At 64.9% G+C, this 17695-nt stretch carries 17 protein-coding genes; 7 read left to right on the forward strand and 10 right to left on the reverse strand.

Going from position 1 to position 17695, the window contains the following annotated elements; all coding sequences use genetic code 11:
- Positions 1–17 precede the first annotated feature (17 nt).
- Entirely contained in the window at positions 18–2708 is a 2691-nt protein-coding gene (mutS, locus tag NKH41_RS00950; RefSeq protein WP_352769250.1) for a DNA mismatch repair protein MutS, read from the reverse strand.
- Between the two features lie 203 nt (positions 2709–2911).
- Between mutS and NKH41_RS00955 the strand changes: the two genes are divergently transcribed.
- Positions 2912–5191 carry an NADP-dependent malic enzyme gene (locus NKH41_RS00955; protein WP_352769148.1) on the forward strand — a complete coding sequence of 760 codons (2280 nt, stop codon included), beginning with the start codon at positions 2912–2914 and terminating at the stop codon, positions 5189–5191.
- A gap of 182 nt (positions 5192–5373) precedes the next feature.
- Here NKH41_RS00955 and NKH41_RS00960 read toward each other — a convergent pair whose 3' ends face one another.
- Entirely contained in the window at positions 5374–6366 is a 993-nt protein-coding gene (locus NKH41_RS00960) for an adenosine kinase (protein ID WP_352458263.1), read from the reverse strand.
- Between the two features lie 213 nt (positions 6367–6579).
- Between NKH41_RS00960 and NKH41_RS00965 the strand changes: the two genes are divergently transcribed.
- Positions 6580–7275 carry a sulfate transporter family protein gene (locus NKH41_RS00965; RefSeq protein WP_352769145.1) on the forward strand — a complete coding sequence of 232 codons (696 nt, stop codon included), beginning with the start codon at positions 6580–6582 and terminating at the stop codon, positions 7273–7275.
- Here NKH41_RS00965 and NKH41_RS00970 read toward each other — a convergent pair.
- The 4 genes from NKH41_RS00970 to NKH41_RS00985 all read right to left on the reverse strand — a co-directional run bounded on the left by NKH41_RS00970 (position 7272) and on the right by NKH41_RS00985 (position 10509).
- The gene (locus NKH41_RS00970; RefSeq protein WP_352769142.1) at positions 7272–8270 is read right to left on the reverse strand and encodes a proline racemase family protein; all 999 of its coding nucleotides are present in this window, start codon (positions 8268–8270) and stop codon (positions 7272–7274) included. The two genes, NKH41_RS00965 and NKH41_RS00970, sit on opposite strands and share 4 nt — an antisense overlap.
- A 14-nt stretch (positions 8271–8284) precedes the next feature.
- A complete protein-coding gene (locus NKH41_RS00975) occupies positions 8285–9088 on the reverse strand; it encodes an isocitrate lyase/PEP mutase family protein (protein ID WP_352469965.1) in 804 nt (267 codons plus the stop codon).
- Positions 9089–9165: 77 nt separating this feature from the next.
- Positions 9166–10023, reverse strand: a complete 858-nt coding sequence (locus NKH41_RS00980; RefSeq protein ID WP_352769139.1) for a hypothetical protein — start codon at positions 10021–10023, stop codon at positions 9166–9168.
- 75 nt (positions 10024–10098) lie between these two features.
- Positions 10099–10509, reverse strand: a complete 411-nt coding sequence (locus NKH41_RS00985) for an SRPBCC family protein (RefSeq protein WP_352458654.1) — start codon at positions 10507–10509, stop codon at positions 10099–10101.
- Positions 10510–10589: 80 nt separating this feature from the next.
- On the opposite strand from NKH41_RS00985, the gene NKH41_RS00990 reads away from it, so the two are divergent.
- Positions 10590–11174, forward strand: coding sequence for a TetR/AcrR family transcriptional regulator (locus NKH41_RS00990; protein ID WP_352769137.1), 585 nt, complete (start codon positions 10590–10592; stop codon positions 11172–11174).
- A gap of 33 nt (positions 11175–11207) precedes the next feature.
- Here the strand turns inward: NKH41_RS00990 and NKH41_RS00995 are convergent, their stop codons facing one another.
- The 3 genes from NKH41_RS00995 to NKH41_RS01005 all read right to left on the reverse strand — a co-directional run bounded on the left by NKH41_RS00995 (position 11208) and on the right by NKH41_RS01005 (position 12904).
- Positions 11208–11864 (reverse strand): HAD family hydrolase, encoded by a 657-nt coding sequence (locus NKH41_RS00995; RefSeq protein WP_352458656.1) that lies wholly within the window; start codon positions 11862–11864, stop codon positions 11208–11210.
- Positions 11864–12349, reverse strand: coding sequence for a dUTP diphosphatase (dut, locus tag NKH41_RS01000; RefSeq protein ID WP_352448498.1), 486 nt, complete (start codon positions 12347–12349; stop codon positions 11864–11866). Before dut ends, NKH41_RS00995 begins: the two co-directional genes overlap by 1 nt.
- Before the next feature lie 84 nt (positions 12350–12433).
- Positions 12434–12904: an Lrp/AsnC family transcriptional regulator gene (locus tag NKH41_RS01005; RefSeq protein WP_023676368.1), complete on the reverse strand. Its 471-nt coding sequence runs from the start codon at positions 12902–12904 to the stop codon at positions 12434–12436.
- A gap of 115 nt (positions 12905–13019) precedes the next feature.
- Here NKH41_RS01005 and NKH41_RS01010 point away from each other — a divergent pair, with 115 nt between their 5' ends.
- Together NKH41_RS01010 and NKH41_RS01015 are read left to right on the forward strand one after the other, a co-directional pair.
- A complete protein-coding gene (locus NKH41_RS01010; RefSeq protein ID WP_352769134.1) occupies positions 13020–13235 on the forward strand; it encodes a DUF6356 family protein in 216 nt (71 codons plus the stop codon).
- Positions 13236–13405: 170 nt separating this feature from the next.
- Positions 13406–14779 carry an amidase gene (locus NKH41_RS01015; RefSeq protein ID WP_352769132.1) on the forward strand — a complete coding sequence of 458 codons (1374 nt, stop codon included), beginning with the start codon at positions 13406–13408 and terminating at the stop codon, positions 14777–14779.
- Here NKH41_RS01015 and NKH41_RS01020 read toward each other — a convergent pair.
- A complete protein-coding gene (locus NKH41_RS01020; protein ID WP_352769129.1) occupies positions 14773–15849 on the reverse strand; it encodes an NAD(P)/FAD-dependent oxidoreductase in 1077 nt (358 codons plus the stop codon). The two genes, NKH41_RS01015 and NKH41_RS01020, sit on opposite strands and share 7 nt — an antisense overlap.
- Before the next feature lie 118 nt (positions 15850–15967).
- Between NKH41_RS01020 and NKH41_RS01025 the strand changes: the two genes are divergently transcribed.
- A complete protein-coding gene (locus tag NKH41_RS01025; protein ID WP_352614617.1) occupies positions 15968–16567 on the forward strand; it encodes a TetR/AcrR family transcriptional regulator in 600 nt (199 codons plus the stop codon).
- On the forward strand, positions 16564–17490 hold the full coding sequence (locus NKH41_RS01030; RefSeq protein ID WP_352769127.1) for a haloalkane dehalogenase: 927 nt from the start codon (positions 16564–16566) through the stop codon (positions 17488–17490). The genes NKH41_RS01025 and NKH41_RS01030 overlap by 4 nt, the downstream gene beginning before the upstream one ends.
- Positions 17491–17695: the final 205 nt, after the last annotated feature.

Genomic DNA, 17695 nt, shown 5'->3' on the forward strand with positions numbered 1-17695 from the left:
GCGCTATCGGACGAGCACTACTTCCCAGCCATCCCCTTCAGCCGGTACAGCGCCTCCAGCGCTTCCCTTGGCGTCATCTCGTCGGGATTGATCTCCGCTAGCGCCAAACCCAGCCCGTCACTCTTCGCCGGCTTCGACGCTTCCCGCTTCGCCGCCACCGAAAACAGCGGCAGGTCGTCGACCAGACGATTGGCCTTGCCCGAGACCTCGCCGGCTTCAAGCTGGTGCAGCACTTCCTTGGCCCGGCCGACGACGGCCTCTGGCAGGCCGGCCAGCCGCGCTACCTGGACGCCGTAGGAACGGTCGGCCGCACCCTTGCCGACCTCGTGCAGGAAGACCACGTCGCCCTCCCATTCCTTGACCCGCATGGTGACGTTGGAGAGCCGCGGCAGTTTTCCGGACAGCGCCGTCATCTCGTGGAAATGCGTGGCGAAGATCGCCCGGCAGCGGTTTTTCTCGTGCAGATATTCGACCGCCGCCCAGGCGATCGACAGGCCGTCGAAAGTGGCGGTGCCGCGGCCGATCTCATCGAGGATGACCAGTGCGCGTTCGCCTGCCTGGTTGAGGATCGCCGCCGTCTCGACCATCTCGACCATGAAGGTGGAGCGGCCGCGCGCCAGATCGTCGGAGGCGCCGACCCGCGAAAACAGCCGGTCGACGACGCCGATATGGGCTGATGCCGCAGGCACGAAGGAGCCGGTCTGGGCGAGGATGGCAATCAGCGCGTTTTGCCTGAGGAAGGTCGACTTGCCGCCCATATTGGGGCCGGTCAGCAGCCAGATCGCGCCGGCCTTGGCATCGCCTTGCGGCGACAGATCGCAATCATTGGCGACGAACGGGCCTTCGCCGGAACGCCGCAGCGCCTGTTCGACCACCGGGTGGCGTCCGCCCGAAATCTCGAAGGCAAGGCTCGCATCGACCAGCGGCCGGCACCAGGCCTCGCTCTCGGAAAGCAAGGCAAGTGCGGCCGAAACGTCGAGCACGGCGAGCGCTTCGGCGCCGGCACGGATCGTGTCGGCGTGGCCGACCACTTCCGCCGTCAGCGCCTCGAAAGCGGCAAGCTCGATCGCCAGCGCCCGGTCGGCGGCGTTGGCGATCTTGGTTTCCAGTTCGGCGAGTTCGGTGGTGGTAAAGCGCATGGCGTTGGCCATGGTCTGGCGATGGATGAAGCGCGCCCTGGCGCCGTCGCTGCCGGTCATCAGCGCATGATGATTGGCGGTGACTTCGATATAGTAGCCCAATACGTTGTTGTGCCTGATCTTCAGCGAGCGGATGCCGGTCTCGTCGATCAGCGAACTCTCCAGCCCGGCGATCACTTTTCGCGACTCGTCGCGCAGCGCCCGCATCTCGTCGAGTTCGGCATGGTAGCCGGAACGGACAAAGCCGCCGTCGCGCCTGAGCAAAGGCAGCTCGTCGCTGAGCGCCTGCGCCAGATGCGTCGCCAGTTCATTCGGCAGCGCCTTGATAGCTCCCAACGCCGCGGCCAGTTCGCCCGGCAAGGCGGTTTGGCCGAACAGTTCGGCGATGGCGCCGGCCGCTTCGAAACCGGCGCGCAGCGCGCCGAGGTCGCGCGGGCCGCCGCGGTTGAGCGCCAGCCTGGACAGCGCGCGCGGCATGTCGGCGACGCTCTTCAGGCTTGCCCGCACCGCCTGGCAGAGGCGCGTCTCGGAGCGGAATAACGACACCGAGTCCAGCCTTGCAGCGATTGCCGCCGGGTCGGTCAGCGGCGCCATCAGCCGGTCGGCGAGCAGCCTTGCGCCGCCACCGGTCACCGTGCGGTCGATCGCCTTGAACAGCGATCCGTCGCGGCTGCCGGACAGCGTGCGCAGCAGCTCCAGATTGGCGCGCGTCGCCGGGTCGATGAACAGCGTCGAACCCTGCTCCTCGCGCTCCGGCCGCGACAGCGGCGGCCGCTCGGCCTTCTGCGTCTTTTCGACATAGGCGATGACGCCTGAGATCGCCGACAGTTCGGCGCGCGAAAACGTGCCGAAACTGTCCGGCGTTGCCACCTCGAAGAAGCGGGCGATGCGGCCGGCGGCCGAAGCCGAATCGAACAGCGACGGCGGCTGCGGGCTGGCGACGCGGCCAAGCACGTCGAAGACCGGTTTCAGCTCCGGGTCGTAAAACACCGGCTCGGCGACGATCAGCTCGCGCGGATCGACGCGGAAGACATCGGCGAGCAGCCGGTCGGCGGTGGTCTCGGCGACGCGGAAGACACCGGTCGAGATCTCGATCCAGGCTAGGGCGAAACTTCCTTGGTTCCCTGTCGCGCTGCCGCGCTCCCCGCCACTTGTATCGCTGCTGCCGCCCTTGACCCGTCCCAGCGCCATCAGAAAACTCGATTCCGACGGCGCCAGCAACTTGTCCTCGGTGATGGTGCCCGGGGTGACCAGCCGCACCACGTCGCGGCGCACCACCGATTTGCCGCCGCGCTTCTTCGCCTCGGCCGGATCCTCGATCTGCTCGCAGACGGCGACGCGGAACCCCTGGCCGATCAGCTTCTGCAGATAATCGTCGGCGGCATGCACTGGCACGCCGCACATCGGGATGTCGAGCCCCTGGTGCTTGCCGCGCTTGGTCAGCACGATGCCGAGCGCCCGGCTTGCCTTCTCGGCATCGTCGAAGAACAGCTCGTAGAAATCGCCCATGCGGTAGAACAGCAGCGAATCCGGGTTCGCCGCCTTGATCTCGATATACTGCTCCATCATCGGCGTCGCCGGCGCGAAGGCCGGCGTGGCGTTGTCGCTTCGAATGGGCGTCTCGTCGTTCAAGAAGCTGCTTCCAAAATTTTGCAAGCCATGCTTGGCGGTTTACAGCGGCGAAGTGTAGCCTTAATCCCGAACCTTCCACAAAAGAAAGCATGCGCACCCATCTCAAGCGGTGCCGTACGGGCGAGGAAACCGAAAGTACCATGGCCAAGAAAACCGAAAGCAACGGGCCCTCCGTCAGCGCCCAGGAGGCATTGGAATTCCATGCCATGGGCCGCCCTGGCAAGCTGGAGATCGTCGCCACAAAACCAATGGCGACGCAGCGCGATCTCAGCCTTGCCTATTCGCCGGGCGTCGCCGTTCCGGTCCTCGCCATCGCCGAGGATCCGAGCCGCGCCTTCGACTATACGGTTCGCGGCAACATGGTCGCCGTCATCTCCAACGGCACCGCCATCCTCGGCCTCGGCAATCTCGGCGCGCTTGCTTCGAAGCCGGTGATGGAAGGCAAGGCGGTGCTGTTCAAGCGCTTCGCCGATGTCGATTCCATCGATCTCGAGGTCGACACCGAGGATGCCGACGAATTCATCAACTGCGTGCGTTTTCTCGGCCCCTCCTTCGGCGGCATCAACCTCGAGGACATCAAGGCACCGGAATGCTTCATCATCGAGCAGCGGCTGCGCGAGCTGATGGACATACCGGTCTTCCATGACGACCAGCACGGCACCGCCATCATCTCGGCCGCCGGCCTGATCAACGCGCTGGAAATCACCGGCCGCGACATGAAGACCACGAAAATGGTCTGCAACGGCGCCGGTGCTGCCGGCATCGCCTGCATCGAATTGATGAAGGCGATGGGCTTTGCGTCCGAAAATATCATTCTCTGCGACACCAAGGGCGTCGTCTTCCAGGGCCGCACCGAAGGCATGAACCAGTGGAAATCGGCGCACGCCGTGAAAACCGGCGCGCGCTCGCTGGCCGAGGCGCTGGACGGCGCCGACGTGTTCCTCGGCCTCTCGGCCAAAGGCACGCTGACCACCAGGATGGTGCAGTCGATGGCCAAAAACCCGATCATCTTCGCCATGGCCAATCCCGACCCCGAGATCACGCCGGAGGAGGTCGCCGAGATCCGCACCGACGCCATCATGGCGACCGGCCGCTCGGATTACCCGAACCAGGTCAACAACGTGCTTGGCTTCCCCTACATCTTCCGCGGCGCGCTCGATGTGCGGGCGACCACCATCAACGACGACATGAAGATCGCCGCGGCTAAAGCGCTCGCCGAACTGGCGCGCCAGGACGTGCCCGACGACGTCGCCGCCGCCTACCAGGGCATGCGGCCGAAATTCGGCCCCAACTACATCATCCCGGTGCCGTTCGACCCGCGCCTGATCTCGGCCATTCCGATTGCGGTGGCCAAAGCGGCGATGGACTCCGGCGTCGCGCGCAAGCCGATCCTTGATCTCGACCGCTACGCGCAGGAGCTTTCCGCGCGCCGCGACCCGATCGCCTCGACGCTGCAGCGCATCTACGACCGCGTCCGCCGCCAGCCCAAGCGCATCGTCTTTGCCGAGGGCGAGGAGGAGCAGGTGATGCGCGCCGCCGTCTCCTATGTGAACCAGCGGCTCGGCACCGCCATCCTGCTCGGCCGCGACGACATCATCAAGGAAAACGCCAGGAATGCCGGCATCGACCTCGGCAAGCAAGGCATCGAGATCATCAATGCGCGGCTGTCGCGGCGCAACTCGGTCTACACCGACTATCTCTACGAGCGCATGCAGCGCAAAGGCTTCCTGTTCCGCGACTGCCAGCGGCTGATCAACAACGACCGCAACCATTTCGCCGCCTGCATGGTGGCGCTGGGCGATGCCGACGGCATCGTCACCGGCGTTACCCGGAACTATTCGACGGCGCTTGACGACATCCGCCGCGTCATCGACGCAAGGCCCGGCCATTGCGTCATCGGCGTGTCGATCGTGCTCGCGCGCGGTCGCACCGTCCTCGTTGCCGACACCGCGGTGCACGACATGCCGGATGCCGTCGAGATTGCCGACATCGCCGAGGAAGCCGCCGGCTTCGCCCGCCGCATGGGCTACGAGCCGAGGCTCGCCATGCTCGCCTATTCGACCTTCGGCCATCCGCAGGGCGAGCGCTCCGAGCGCGTCCAGGAAGCGGTGCGCATCCTCGACAAGCGCCGCGTCGATTTCGAGTATGACGGCGAGATGGCCGCCGACGTGGCGCTCAACGCCCGTGCCATGGCGCAGTACCCGTTCATCAGGCTGACCGGCCCGGCCAACGTGCTGGTCATGCCGGCCTTCCACTCGGCCTCGATCTCGACCAAGATGCTGCAGGAGCTCGGCGGCTCGACCGTCATCGGCCCGCTGCTGGTCGGCCTGAACAAGCCGGTTCAGATCGTCTCGCTGAATGCCAAGGATTCAGACATCGTCAACATGGCGGCGATCGCGGCGTATAGCGCGGGAGCTTGACGAGCGGGGGCAGCAGCAGCGCCTCTCCCTTCTCCCCTGTGGGAGAAGGTGGCCGAGCGAAGCTCGGTCGGATGAGGGGTGTTCCAGCTTGGCACCGGCAGCACTCCGTCCAGCACTCCTCAACCGTCTCGGCGCTGCGCGCCGATCCACCTTCTCCCACAGGGGAGAAGGAAGAGATGCCGCTACAGCAGCCCCGCCTGCTCGGCCTCTCTGCGCAAATTCTGGCGTGGCCTTGGGCCGATCTGCTGGATGACCAGCCCGGCCGCTAGCGAGCCGAGATCGCCGCAATCCTTGAGGCTGCGGCCTTGCGTGTAGCCGTAGAGGAAGCCGGCGGCGTAGAGGTCGCCGGCGCCGGTGGTGTCGACCAGCTCGCGGATCCTGGTCGCATTGATGGTCACGGTCTCGTCGCCGCGCACGATGACCGAGCCCTTTTCCGAGCGGGTGACGGCGGCGATCTTGCAATCCTTGCGGATCTGGGCCAGCGCCTCGTCGAATGACGCGGTCTGGTAGAGCGACTTGATCTCGTGGCTGTTGGCAAAGACGATATCGACGGTGCCGGAGCGCATCAGATCGAGGAATTCGTCGCGGTAGCGATCGACGCAGAACGAGTCCGACAATGTCATCGACACTTCGCGCCCGGCGGCGTGGGCGAGCTTAGCCGTCTGCCTGATCGCCTCCTTGGCGCGCGGCGGGTCCCACAGATAGCCCTCGAAATAGGTGACCGCGGCGCCCGACGCCTTGTCGGCCTCGACGTCCTCCGGGCCGAGCTCGACGCAGGCGCCGAGATAGGTGTTCATCGAGCGCTCGCCGTCCGGCGTGACGAAGATCATCGAGCGCGCCGTCGGCGGTTCGCCGTTAAGCGGCCTGGTGTCGAAGGCGACACCCTGGGCATGGATGTCATGCGCGTAGATTTCGCCGAGCGCGTCGTTGGAGACCTTGCCGAAGAAAGCGGCGCGGCCGCCGAAGCTGGCGACGCCCGCCGCCGTGTTGCCGGCGCTGCCGCCCGAGGCTTCGATGGCCGGGCCCATGCGGCTGTAGAGCAGTTCGGCGCGCCTCGTGTCGATCAAATTCATCGCGCCTTTGATGATGCCGTTGGTCTCCAGGAACGCCTCGTCACACTGGGCGATGATGTCGACGATGGCATTTCCGATACAAAGCACGTCATAGTCCGGCATCAATTCATGTCTCCGCCAAAAACCCACCGGCTTTCTGCCACGCCGGGCGCGGGCGGGTCTAGCGGTTTGATGCGGCTTTGCCTAGGCCGCGAGTTATAAATCCGGGCAGAACGCATGCTTCGTATCGCGCGGTTTGCGCTTGTATCGCGACCTGTCTCCGCCTATCCCAAAATATCGCCCCTAGGCCTCGTTTGACATGGAATTGGAAACGCCGTGATCCTCGACGCCGCCCGTGCCGCCTTGAGCCGGCTGTTCTCGCCCGAATTCCGTTCCGTGTTCCTGAAGACGCTGGGGCTGACCTTGCTGGCGCTGGCGGCGCTTTGGTTCGGGATCAAGAGCCTGTTCGAATGGCTGGCCTGGCCATGGATCGATGCATGGCTGCCCGCTCTTCCCTCCTGGGCCGGATGGCTGGGCGCCGTCGTCGCCGGCATCGGCCTTGCGCTGGGCTTGGCGCTGCTCATCGCGCCGGTGACGGCGATCATCGCCGGCCTGTTCCTCGACGACGTCGCCGAAGTGGTCGAGCGCACCGATTATCCAAACGACCCGCCCGGCCGCGCCGTGCCGGCGTTGCGCTCGCTGGTGCTGGCGATCCGGTTTTTCGGCGTCGTCATCCTCGGCAATATCGTCGCCCTGCTGCTTCTGCTGGTGCCGGGCATCAACATCGCCGCCTTTTTCGTCGTCAACGGCTATCTGCTCGGGCGCGAGTTCTTCGAGTTCGCCGCCATGCGCTTTCGCCCGGAGGCCGAGGCACGAGCGTTGCGCAGAAAGCACTCGATCACCGTGTTCCTGGCCGGGCTGGTGGTCGCCGCTTTCCTCGCCGTGCCGCTGCTCAACCTTCTGACGCCACTGTTCGCCGCCGCCATGATGGTGCATCTGCACAAGGCGATCTCGGCACGGGAAGGGAGCTAGCGCAGCAGAAAGCCGCGCCCCAGTTCATCATCGTCCTCGATTATGAATTCGGCTCGGCCTGAGTAATAGGCGCGGCCGCCGACGCGGGCGATGATGGCATCATGCGGCCCGGCTGTGGCCGTGCGTACGACCGCGCCGGAAAAGCGCGAGCCGACAATGCTCTCGAACAGCCGCGCCCGGCCAATCTCGATTTGCCCCTTGGCGTGCATGGCCGCCAGCCGCGCGGTGACGCCCGAGCCGGTCGGCGAACGGTCGACCTCGGCTTCAGCGAAAACGCAGATGTTTTTGGTCGGCGTATCGGAGAACGCATCCTGTCCGTCGGTCAGGATTGTGCCGTAGAGAAAGGCGAGATCGGCATGGTCGGGATGCGACAGCGGCAATTCGGCCTTCAGCTTATCAGTCAGCGCGGTCGCTGCATCGACGAAATCGCGCACCCGGTTCCTGCCAAATTCCAGCCCGAACTGGCGGCAGTCGGCCAGTGCATAGAAGGCGCCGCCATAGGCGATGTCGAAGCCGACCGGACCATAGCCCGGCAGCTCGATCCGCTGGTCGCCGACGAACAGAAACGCCGGCACGCTTTCGAAGGACACCGCGCCGGCCTTGCCATCCCTTACCTCGACTGCAGTCGAAATCAGCCCGCATGGCGCCTCGATATTGACGGTCGTCAGCGGCTCGCGTGGCGCCACCAGCCGCTCGTCGACGGCGTAGCGGCCGAGCGCGACGATGGCGTGGCCGCACATCGTCGAATAGCCCTCATTGTGCATGAACAGCACCGCGAGGTCGGCGCCCGGCAGGTCGGGCTCGACCAGCAGTGCGCCATACATGTCGTAATGGCCGCGCGGCTCGAACATCAGGATCTTTCTGAGATGATCGAGATGGTCGCGCACATAGGCACGCTTTTCGAGGATCGTGCCCTTGGGAATATCGGGGTAGCCGCCGGTGACGATCCGCAGCGGCTCGCCGCCGGTGTGCATGTCCACGACCGTGAGGGTCATTTGCCGGACCCAACCTAGGCGGAAGGTTTGGCAAACAGCGCCTGCAGCTTGCCGAACGGCATGGCGGCGCGGGTGAAGCCGAAGGTGCCATCCTGCTGGATCTCGCGCGCCGCGGTCTCCAGCATCCCGAAGGCGAAATTGGTCAGCCATGGGCCGAGCGAGACGCGCTTTACCCCCGCCATGGCCAGGTCGGCGATGGTGAAGCCGGGCCCGGCCATGACGTTGACCGGCTTGGTCAGCGCCGAGCAGACGGTTCGCACCATCTCGATGTCGCCCAGCCCCGGTGCATAGAGCACGTCGGCGCCGGCCTTCTCGAAGGCCTGCAGCCGCTTGATCGTATCGTCGAGGTCGGGCTTGCCCCACAGGAAATTCTCGGCCCGCGCGGTAAAGACGAAATCGCGTTTCAGTGCCCGTGCCGCTTCCGCCGCCGCCGCGACGCGCTCGACGGCATGCGCAAAATCATAGATCGGCTTGTCGGGCTCGCCGGTATGGTCCTCGATCGAGCAGCCGGCGAGGCCAGCCGCCTCGGCGGCGAAGATGGTCTCGCCGGCACTTGTCGCGCTGTCGCCCTTGCCCTTTTCGAGGTCCGCCGAAACCGGCAGCCCGGTCGCCGCCGACACTTCACGGCAATGATGGATCATCGCCTCGAACGTCACCGCGCCGTCCGGCAGGCCGCGCGAAAAGGCAAAGCCGGCGCTGGTCGTGGCCAGCGCCTTGAAGCCGAACGAGGCCAAGAGCTTGGTCGTGCCGACGTCCCAGGAATTGGCCATGACGAAGATCGAGGCATGAAGGTCGCGAAAAATCTTGCCCTTGTCCATGGATGCTCCCCTCCAGTGCAGAATGTGAGGCAAATTCTAGCCCGGCGGAAGGCGCCGGGCAAACAAATGCGGTTGGCTCAGAAGCGTTTGGCGTTGTCATCTGCCAATCGATCCAGCGCGTCGGAATCCTTGACGTAGCGCGAAGCATTTTTGTCCCAATGATAGGTGACGGAGATGTCGCGCGAAGACGCCTCTGGCGGCGGCTGGCCGTCGCAGCTTTCTTCTCCCGGCAGCGTCGCGTCGGTCACCGTGACCTTGATGGCTGCATAGGGCTGGCCGTCGGCGATCACCTGGAACGCCGCATTCTGTGTCCTCCTATGAGTGCAGAGGTTTTCGTCGAACGTATAGATCATGTCGATCAGCTCGAACCTGTCGTTGCGGACCATGATCAGCGGCGTGATCCCATAGCCCTGGCTCGAATTGAAATGCATGCTCATGCTGATGATGGCGTCATCGCCGGGCCCGATCGACAGCTTGCCCGGATCGCGAAAGTAGGTGCTGCGGTCGACGGCAACATTGACCGCGTCGAGCAAGGCCGGCTTGCCGGTGATGTCGTAGAGTGCCAGCACGGCATAACCCTCGGCGCTGTCAGGCGAGTCGCCGAGGTCGAGCAGCATCGCCAGCCGGTCCTTGCCGCCGGCCTTGATGTCGAGCACGTCGCCGCTGGAAAGACCCGACGTCGCCGGCGGCGAGCCGTCGTAGTCCGGTCCAGCGATGTGGCGCATCTCGATCGGAATCGAACCCCGGAAAAAGCCGTCCTTGTCCGCGGCCAGATCGGGAATGACCATCCTGGCGAGATCGAGATAGGTGACATCGCCGTGGCCGGGGACGGCGCTGCCGAGCTCCGGGAAGCTGACGGCCTCCGCGCTGGCCGTCGTCCAAAGACAGGGCAGCAGCAGGCAGGCAAAGATGAAACGAAGCAGGGAGAAGGTCATGCGCGCGCTCGTTATGTCGGGCGCGCGCAAGCTAAAGCATTTTGCGGCCAAGAGGAAACACCGGGCGTTGCGTCACTATGTTGGTTTGGCTTGGCTCGCCAGAGTCTGCTGGAAAACCGGCACCAGCTGATCCATGGCGGCTGCGAGCCACGCGCCGAGCTCGTCGGGCAGAGTGTCGTGGATCCAGACCAGGCGGCTCCGGCCCTCGCCCTCGGCAAAGACCTGCATGGAGGTATTATCGTGGGTGACCTCATCGCCGAGCCATCCCCACACGATCCGCCGGCTCTGCTCGTCGCGGGCGATGAGCCGCTCTCGCACGATCTTGCCGTCGGCGAAAGTAAGGGCCCGCACGTCGCCCTCATCCACCCGGCAGTCGACGAAAACGCCTGGGGCTATCCGTTGGGCGCCGCCGGCGAAGTCGCCCACCGTCGCCCATACGCTTTCCGGTGAAGCGTCTACGATGATTTCCCTGACTATCGAAGCCATGTTCGTTTTTCCTCCGCTAGTAGGTAGACCTGTCTGTCTACAATGTGGATATATACAGACCTGTCTGCTATAGTCAAGGCATGTCCACAACCCGAATCAACGATCGTCCCGAAAGCCTTGCGCGCCGCCGCGTCGTCGATACGGCGACCGCGCTGTTTTCTCTGGAGGGGGTCCGTGCAGTCGGCATCGACCGCATCATCGCCGAGGCCGGCGTTGCGAAGGCGACGTTCTATCATCACTTCGCGGCCAAGGACGACCTCGTCCGCGCCTATATCGAGGAGCTCAGCAAGGGAGGACGGGCGGCAATCGCGAGCCTTGGCCGGCGGCCACCTCGCCTGATGATCCTTGCCGTATTCGATCTTATTGCCGACGCGGCGGATCAGCCGGGCTACCGCGGCTGCCCGTTCCAGAACGCCGCTGCCGAATACCCCGATCCCAGCAGCCCGGTTCGCCAGGCGATCGATCAGCATCGTCACTGGAAGTGGGGCATCCTCAGGGATCTGCTGATCGCGGACGCAAATTCCGATCCGGACCGCACTGCGGACGCGCTAACGGTGGCGGCCGACGGCCTGCTTGTCGTCAGTCATCTCGACAGGCCGGCCAATCTGCGCACTCTCATACGCGACACGGTCGACCGACTACTTGGGGCGCCGCGCCCGGTCTGAGATCGGGCGCGCGTGCAGCTTGCGCATAGACGATCAGTGGATCGGCACCAGCCCGGCCAGTTCACGCATGTCGTCGAACAGGATGCCGCCGGCTTCGATCAGTCCATCGCGGTCGGAAAGCGGGTCGCCATGGTAGGAATAGACGCGCATGCCGGCGGCGATGCCGGCTGCCGTGCCGGCGACGCTGTCCTCGATGACGATGCAGTCGGCGGGCGCGAAGCCCATCGTCGCTGCCGCATGCAGGAAGAGGTCGGGGAACGGCTTGCCACGCGAGACCATGGTCGAGCTGAACAGCGCATGCTCGAACAGCGGCAGCAGCCCGGTCTGGCCGAGCGTGATGTGCATTTTGGACACCCGTGCCGACGAGGCGACACAGGTGGCGATGCCGGCGGCGTGCACGGTTTCGATGAACTCGCGAACGTAGGGGATGGCCTCGACGCCATGCGCGAACAGGTCCGGCAGGCCGGCGTTCCAACGCTCGACGAAATCGGCGCCGAGGCTGACGCCGGTCGCCTCGACTTCCTTCTGCACCGAGACCATGCTGCGGCCGGAGAAATTCTTGCGGCAATATTCGAAGCTGGCCGGAAAGCCGGCCGCGGTCAGCCACTCGGCGAGGCGCCGATTGGCCAAGTTCTCGGTGTCGACCAGAACCCCGTCGCAATCGAAGATGACGAGCTTGGGTATTTTCATCAAGCCGTGCCGGTCGATCCGAAGCCGCCCGAGCCGCGCGCCGTACCGCCAGCCAATGTGCGCTCCTCGACGGTTGCCTGCGTCACCGGGGCGAAGACGATCTGGGCGATCCGCATGCCGCGCGTCACCGCGAAATCCTCGTCGCCGAGATTGATCAGCAGCACCTTGACCTCGCCGCGATAGTCGCTGTCGATGGTGCCCGGCGTGTTGAGGCAGGTGAGCCCGTGCTTGAAGGCGAGGCCGGAACGCGGCCGGACCTGGCCTTCGACGCCCTCCGGAATTTCCAGGACCAGCCCGGTCGGCACCAGCGCGCGCTTTCCCGGCAGGATCAAAAGCGGCCTGTCGTCCGGGACGGCGGCGCGCAGGTCCATGCCGGCGGCGCCCGAGCTCTCATAGGCAGGAAGCGGCAATCCCTCGCCATGCGGCAGCCTGACGAAGCCGACAGCCGGACCGATGACGGAGGTGGGATAAAGTGCTGCGCGCATGAGGCTGATCCTATCGTCGCGAACGCCGGTTCAGTCAACTCGGCGGCAATGCTATCAACGGCTTTCTTTCAGCACAGTTCCGCTTCAGCGCAGTTCCATCGGAACGACCGTGGTCTCCTTGATCTCCTCCATGACGAAGGAGGCCGAAACGTCCGATAGTGCCACCTTGGCGATCAGCCGTTGATAGAGCCGGTCATAGGCCTTCACATCGGCGACGCGGGCGCGCAGGACATAGTCGAGATCGCCGGACATGCGGTAAGCGCCGGTGATCTCGGCAAAGCCGGTCACCGCCGCTCGGAATCTTTGCAGCCAGTCCGGATCGTGGTTGGAGGTGCGGATCAGGATGAACACCGAAAGGCCGAGCCCAAGCTTGTCGGCGTCGACCAGCGCCACCCGGCCGGTGATGACGCCGTCTTCCTCCAGCCGCTTCACCCGGCGCCAGCAAGCATTGCGCGACAGCGATATTCTTGCCGAGAGCTGGTCGACGGACAGTGTGCCGTCGCGTTGCAGCTCGGCCAGCAATCTTCGGTCTATTTCGTCGATTTCCGGCGCCATGCGGGATGTTTGTCCCAAAATTCAGCCTTTCACAAGGACAATTTGAGACCGATGAACCGAACACCGATGCCAGTATACTCATCGCCGGCTCTTCATGCCGGCAGGAGGGATCGACATGACCGCACGGCTCGCAAGACTTTTCACCTCTCACCCGACCGCGGTCGGCGAGAGTTATTTCGGCCATATGGCTTTCGCCGTATGGTTCTCGTCGCGATTGTTCATGGCGGCGTTTGCCGCGCTCGTTCATGCTTTCTTGCCGTTTCTGTTCGAGACCACGGCAAGCGGCATCATCCGTGAGCTCTACGAACGGACGCACAACAGGGGACGGTAGGCCGTAAAGGCGCCGAGCGCGGCGAGGCCGCTGGACAGGGCCGCCCCTCAACGGGCCCCGCAGCGCAATCCCGATCAAGCGTCGCCATCGTCGAATGCCGAGCGAGGCTTGCATCCACGCGCCACTCCGCCATTTTGAGGATCGCGGCGCGATAGCCCGGAGCATTCACCATGGATATCGTCTTTTCCTCGACCACCAAACTGGCCGCGGCCATCCGCGACCGTACAGTTTCCGCAATAGAGGTGCTGGACGAGCATCTGGCGCAGATCGACAGGCACAATGAGGCGGTCAACGCCGTCATAACCCTCGATCGGGACGGCGCGCGGCAACGCGCTGGCAAGGCCGACGAAGCGCAGGCGCGCGGCGAGGCCCTTGGGCCGCTACACGGCGTGCCGTTCACACTGAAGGACACGCACGAAACCGCCGGCATGAGAACCACTGTCGGCTTCCCGGCCTTCGCCGAATATGTTCCGAGGGCAGACAGTCCGGTCGTTGCCCGGCTGAAGGCGGCAGGCGGCATACTGGTGGGCAAGACGAACGTGGCGACAATGCTCGGTGACTGGCAGTCGAGCAATCCACTGTTCGGCCGCACCGGCAACCCCTGGAATCTCCAGCGCACCGCCGGCGGCTCCAGTGGCGGTGCGGCGGCGGCGCTCGGCACTGGAATGACGCCGTTCGAGGTCGGCACCGACATGCAGGATTCGATCCGGCTGCCCGCTGCCTTTTGCGGCGTCTACGGCCTCAAGCCGACCGAGCACCGCGTCTCGCTCGCCGGCGCCTTCCCCGATCCAGGCGGGGCGCCGCGCAGCGTGAGGCTGATCTCCTGCCTCGGACCGATGGCGCGCAGCGTCGAGGACCTGGCACTGATCTACGGCCTCATTGCCGGGCCGGATGGAAGCGATACCGACCTTGCGCCGGTACCGGTCGAAACAATGCCGGAGCTGGATCTCAGAAATTTGCGGATTGCCGTCGCGCCGTCCTTTCCGGGCTTTCCGGTGGCCGGCGAAATCAGCGCGGCGGTCGAAAGCCTGGCAAAGGAGCTTCAGTCGGCAGGCGCGATCGTCGAGGAGGCCAAATTGCCGAAGCTCGACCTGCACGACGATCTGGAGCAAGGCGGCGCGCTGATCGGCATGATGCTGGAGTCGGCGCAGCCCGAACCGCGGGAGAAGCCGACACCGGTCTCGCGCTGGTTCGAGGCGCTCGCCCGCCGCGACCGCTCCATCCTGGCGTGGGAACGGTTCTTCGACGGCTGCGACGCCTTGCTGTGCCCGGTCGCCATGACCACCGCCTTCCCGCATTGCGAGCCAGGAACGCCGATCGGGGTCGACGGTAGCGAGCAAAGCTACTGGATGCTGCCGGCCTATGGCGCGGTGTTCAACTACAGCGGCCATCCGGCACTGTCGCTGCCCTGCGGACAAGATCGCGACGGCCTGCCCATCGGACTACAGCTTGTTGGCAAACGCTGGTCGGAGTCGCGCCTGCTCGGGATCGCCAGGGCAATCGAGCCGCTAGCCGGCGGCTTTCGCCGCCCGCCCGGTTATTGAGTAAACCGCGCCAGTCCGTAGGGATCAAGCAGCGGATCGCGCTCGCCGTCGAGGATTTCGCGGGCGGCGAACAGGGCGACGGCCGGCGCCAGCGTGATGCCGGAATGCATGACCGCAACATAGACGCCGCTCGTGCCTTCGGCGCGGCCTATGATCGGAAAGCCATCGACCGGGGTCGGCCGATAGCCAATGGTGTGGAAATCGAGTTCCAGCCCATCCGCGCCGCGCAGCATCGCCTTCATCGCCGCAAACAGGTCGCGGGCGGTGGCCGGGGCATCCATGCCGGGATCGGCGCCGCCGAAATCCGAGCCGGCGATGACGCGGCCTTCCGCCGTCTGGCGCATATGCAGGCGGTCGCCGATCACCAGGCCGTTGAGCAGCTTTTCGTAGGGGCGCGAATGCACGATCAGGCCGGGCGGCGTTTCGATCGGCAGTTCTATCCCGGCTGTGGCAGAGATTGCCGGAGAGCCGGCTCCGGCCGCGATCACCACCTCGTCGGCAGCAATCCGCCCGCCGGATGTATCGACGCCGGCAATCCTGCCGTTGGCTTGCACCAGAGCGGTGACGGTCGTCCCGGCTACAATTCGCGCGCCGCGCCGTTCGGCGTCGGCCAGCAGTGCTTGCGTGGCGGCGACCGGCTCGGCAACGCCTTCCTCGGCGACATAAAGGGCGAAATCGGGAAGCTCGGTCAGATTGGGCTCGATGCGGGCCGCTCCGGCACGGTCGACACGCTCGATGCCGTAGCCCCATGCGGAGTGCTCGGCCGCATAGGCTTCGAGTTCGGGACGTGGCAGGTCCCAGCACAGGCCGCCGCACCATTGCAACGGGATGCCGGGCACCTCGTTCGCCAGTCGCGTCCATTCGGCCATCGATCGAGTCCGTAGTCGGAAGTAAGGCTGCGGATTACCCCAGCTGGCATTGATCCAGGCAAAGGAATTCGGTGTCGCGACGCCGCCGGCGCCGCTGCCGGCAACGACCGTCACCTTTGCTCCAGCCCTGGTCAGGTGCCAGGCGATGGAGGCGCCGATGATACCGGCGCCGATGACGATCACTTCTTTCGCAGCTGTCATGCTTCACTCCTCGTTCCAACGCCACCACTGCGATGCCATTGCCCGTGGGTTCTGCCAAGAGCGAGCCGTATCAAATGTGCCTCTTGACTTTAATACGTACGTACGTATTTTACCTGGCATGGCTAGACATTCACTTCGCGAAAAACTTCTCGACGCCGGTTTCAAAACCATCTGGAGCTCCGGCTATTCGGCCGCCGGCGTACGCGACATCGTCGCCGCGGCCGATGCCCGTCCGGGGTCCTTCACCAATCATTTTGCCTCCAAGGAGGCGTTCACCGGCGAGGTGCTGGACCGCTATTTCGCCTATGTGAGCGGTTTGGCGGAGCAGGCCCTTGCCCGGGACGGCACACCCCCGGTCGGGCGCTTGCGCCGCTATCTCGAAATCATCACGTCGAAGCTGGAGGCGCATGATTGGGCACGGGGCTGCATGATCGGCAATCTCAGCCTCGAGACGGCGGCTCACAGTGAGGCGCTGAGGCTGCAACTCGTCGCCATCTTCGAACGCTGGCGCAAGCCCTTTGCCGAATGCATCGCCGAGGGCCAGGCGGCTGGCGACATCACCGACGCGTTCGATGCCGAGGACCTCGCCGATTTCCTGTTGAGTTCCTGGCAAGGCGCGATGCTGCGCATGAAGGTGGAGCGCAGTCCCGAACCGCTCGAGCGTTTCAAGAATATCGTCTTCAAAACAGTCTTCGTAAAAAAGGAGCTGATCCGATGAACCCGAAACTCGAAAAGCAGCAATCCCGCACAACGGTGCCGCGCTCGGAAGTCGCGGTACTCGATTCCACCATCTCCTATGTCGAGGCAGGTACTGCCGGTCCGACGGTGCTATTCCTGCACGGCAACCCGACGTCGTCCTACATCTGGCGCGACATCATCCCGCATGTGGCGCCGTTCGGCCGCTGCATTGCGCCCGACCTGATCGGCTATGGCCAATCCGGCAAGCCGGACATCGACTATCGCTTCTTCGACCACGTCCGCTATCTCGACGCCTTCATCGAGACGCTTGGCATCAGTGACGTGGTGGTCGTCGCGCAGGACTGGGGCACCGCGCTCGCCTTCCATCTCGCGGCCCGGCGGCCGCAGTGGATCCTCGGCCTCGCCTTCATGGAATTCATCCGCCCCTTCGAGAGTTGGGACGATTTTCACCAGCGTCCGCAGGCGCGCGAATTGTTCAAGGCAATGCGCACGCCTGGCGTCGGTGAGAAGCTTGTCCTGGAAGACAACGTCTTCGTCGAAAAGGTGCTTCCGGCTGCGGTGCTGCGCACGATGAGCGATGAGGAAATGGCCTCCTACCGGGCACCGTTCCCGACGCCGCAATCGCGCAAGCCGATCCTGCGGCTGCCGCGCGACCTGCCGATTGAAGGCCAGCCCGCCGATGTCGCTGCCATCAGCGAGCACGACCATCGGGCGCTCCGGCTCTCCTCCTACCCGAAGCTGCTTTTCTCAGGCGATCCGGGGGCCCTCGTCTCGCCGCATGCGGCACGGGAATTCGCGGCCGGCCTGAAGAACTGCCGGTTGATCGATCTCGGACCCGGCGCGCATTATCTACAGGAGGACCATGCCGGCAGGATCGGCGCCACAATTGCCGAGTGGATTCCGGAGGTGGCCTTCGAGAGCCGAGCGACCGAATCGGCCTGACGTCGGGACGTGAACCGGCGGCAGCCGGAGAGGTCGACAGCTTAGCTCTGCCGGTGCCAAGCGATGGAGGCGCCAATGATGCCGGATCCAATGACGATGATGTTCTTGCTCACGGCCGTGTACCTTCAAACGCCCAGGACTTCTTGCCCTCATTGCCACCATGCTACAGACTTACCAAGGGCGTTGCCGGGACCGCTCTCGAAGC

The organism is Mesorhizobium sp. M1169 (genome assembly GCF_040318345.1).
In the GTDB taxonomy this organism is placed as follows: domain Bacteria; phylum Pseudomonadota; class Alphaproteobacteria; order Rhizobiales; family Rhizobiaceae; genus Mesorhizobium.